This is a genomic window from Bacillus sp. GMs2/2 (assembly GCF_050172095.1).
GTDB classification, from domain to species: Bacteria; Bacillota; Bacilli; order Bacillales; family Bacillaceae_G; genus Bacillus_A; species Bacillus_A cereus.
This window is the reverse complement of record NZ_JBNLYE010000544.1, coordinates 1-2107: the sequence shown is the minus strand read 5'-3', so window position 1 is coordinate 2107 and position 2107 is coordinate 1. Positions and strand designations below refer to the sequence as shown.

The window sequence follows — 2107 nt, the reverse complement described above, 5'->3', positions numbered from 1 at the left end:
GATGATGAAAAAGTATTAACCAAAACGATGATTAATAATTACGCAAAAGGAAAACTATTCATCCCCATCAAAAATAAAAAGTATTCAAAAGAGCATATGATTTTAATTAGCCTAATTTATCAATTAAAGGGAGCTCTCTCCATTAACGACATAAAAAGTTCATTAGAAACTATAAATGACTCCTTATTAAATGATGATTCATTCGAATTAAATACGTTATACAAAAATTATCTTGCTCTTACTGAAAGCAATGTCGAAAGCTTTAAACAAGACGTAAATAACCGTGTTACAGAAGTAAATGAGATTTCTTCCTTAGAAGATACAAAGCTAGAAAAATTTCTACTACTAACATCCTTCGTGACTATGAGTAATATGTATAGACGTTTAGCGGAGCAACTAGTGGATGATTTAAAAGAATCATAAATAAAAAACTATCCACCTATTAAAGTGGATAGTTTTTTATTTACTTAATTGCTTCATGAACTTTTAGTTGTTTCCCTTTAATCGTTGTAGTCTTCATGACTTTCAAGACAAGTGGTCCTTTTCCATTTAATATTTCAACGTAAGAAACATTATCCTGTATCGTAATAATGCCTATATCTTCTGCTGTAACACCTTTAATTTTAGCAATTGTACCGACGAAATCTACCGCCCTAATTTTCTTTTTCTTCCCGCCATTAAAGTACAGCTTCATAATGCCTTTGTTGATATCTGCATTTTTATCTTTCTTTATAATTGGTTTAGCATGTATCTTTTCTTCAAATGCAGCTTTCTCTTTCATAACTTCTTCTTTTGAAGGTCCAATTGCCTTTGGAATTTCAAATCCAATATACTCCTCAATCTCTTCTAAAAATCTATTTTCATATGGTGTTATAAATGTAATAGCTTTTCCACTATTTCCAGCTCGTCCCGTTCTTCCAGTACGATGTACGTAGCTTTCTTTTTCAAGTGGAATATCATAATTAATAACATGTGTAATATTATCAATATCAATTCCTCTCGCAGCTACATCTGTTGCTACTAAATAACGGAATTTTCCTTTTCTAAAATCATCCATGACTTCAAAACGATCTTCTTGTACCATACCACCATGTATTTTGTCACAAGGATAGTTAGCTCGTTTTAATTGTCTATATACATGATCTACATTTTCTTGTGTACGGCAGAAAATAATACAGCTATCAGGATTCTCAATCGTTGTTACATCTTTAAGTAGTGAAAGCTTCTCGTCTTCTATCACCTCAAAAAGAGTATGTTCAATTTTATCCGTCGTAATCCCAGCTGCTTTAATTTCAATATGAATTGGTGAATTCATATATGTACGAGACAATTTCTCAACATCTTCTGGAAGTGTTGCTGAAAATAACATCGTCATTCTTTTTGTAGGTAATTCATCAATAATTGCCTCTACTTGATCGATAAAGCCCATATTTAGCATCTCATCTGCTTCATCAATAACTAAATACTTCAAACACTCTAAAGAAAGGGTACCCTTCTCAATATGATCCAACACACGACCAGGAGTCCCAACTACAATATGTGTCTTTTGCTTTAATTCTAATTTTTGACGTGCAAATGGAGATTTCCCATAAACTGCCGCAGCCTTAATCCTTTTGAATCGACCTATATTTGTAATATCTTCTTTTACCTGTACCGCAAGCTCTCTCGTTGGTGTTAAAACTAATGCTTGTGGTTTATTCTCTTCCCACTCCACCATTTCACAAAGTGGAATACCAAATGAAGCTGTTTTTCCACTTCCAGTCTGGGACTTCACAACAAGATCCTTCTTTTGTAATGCGACTGGAATAACCTCACCTTGTACTTCTGTTGGATGATTATATCCTAACCCAGTAAGTGCCCTTACGATTTCCGTACTTAGTTTATAATCAGAAAAACTTTTTTTACTCATATATTAACCTCATTTTATTTTGTATTATTTTCTTTTTTATCTTTTGTATACATTACTATCACCCTACTTATTATACTTGAAACCTCATATAAAAAGGTGGATCATGCCAGATTCATCTTTTTATATAGAAATAAACCTTATCATTTCATATAATGTTCAACTACTTGATAACATCTTTTGCTCGTATTGTTAGCATTA

Annotated in this window: 2 protein-coding genes; one reads left to right on the top strand and one right to left on the bottom strand. The window is 32.3% G+C overall.

Annotated features, from left to right (window positions below; genetic code table 11):
• Positions 1 to 423 (top strand): DUF1836 domain-containing protein (locus tag ACQGS6_RS27145; protein ID WP_426965922.1); only part of this gene is annotated, 423 nt, incomplete at its 5' end.
• Between the two features lie 40 nt (positions 424 to 463).
• Here ACQGS6_RS27145 and ACQGS6_RS27140 read toward each other — a convergent pair.
• A complete protein-coding gene (locus tag ACQGS6_RS27140; protein ID WP_088046155.1) occupies positions 464 to 1909 on the bottom strand; it encodes a DEAD/DEAH box helicase in 1446 nt (481 codons plus the stop codon).
• Positions 1910 to 2107: the final 198 nt, after the last annotated feature.

Bases quoted from the DNA above. Each gene is read 5' to 3' on its own strand.
- ACQGS6_RS27140 (WP_088046155.1), bottom strand. From the start codon at position 1,909: ATGAGTAAAAAAAGTTTTTCTGATTATAAACTAAGTACGGAAATCGTA.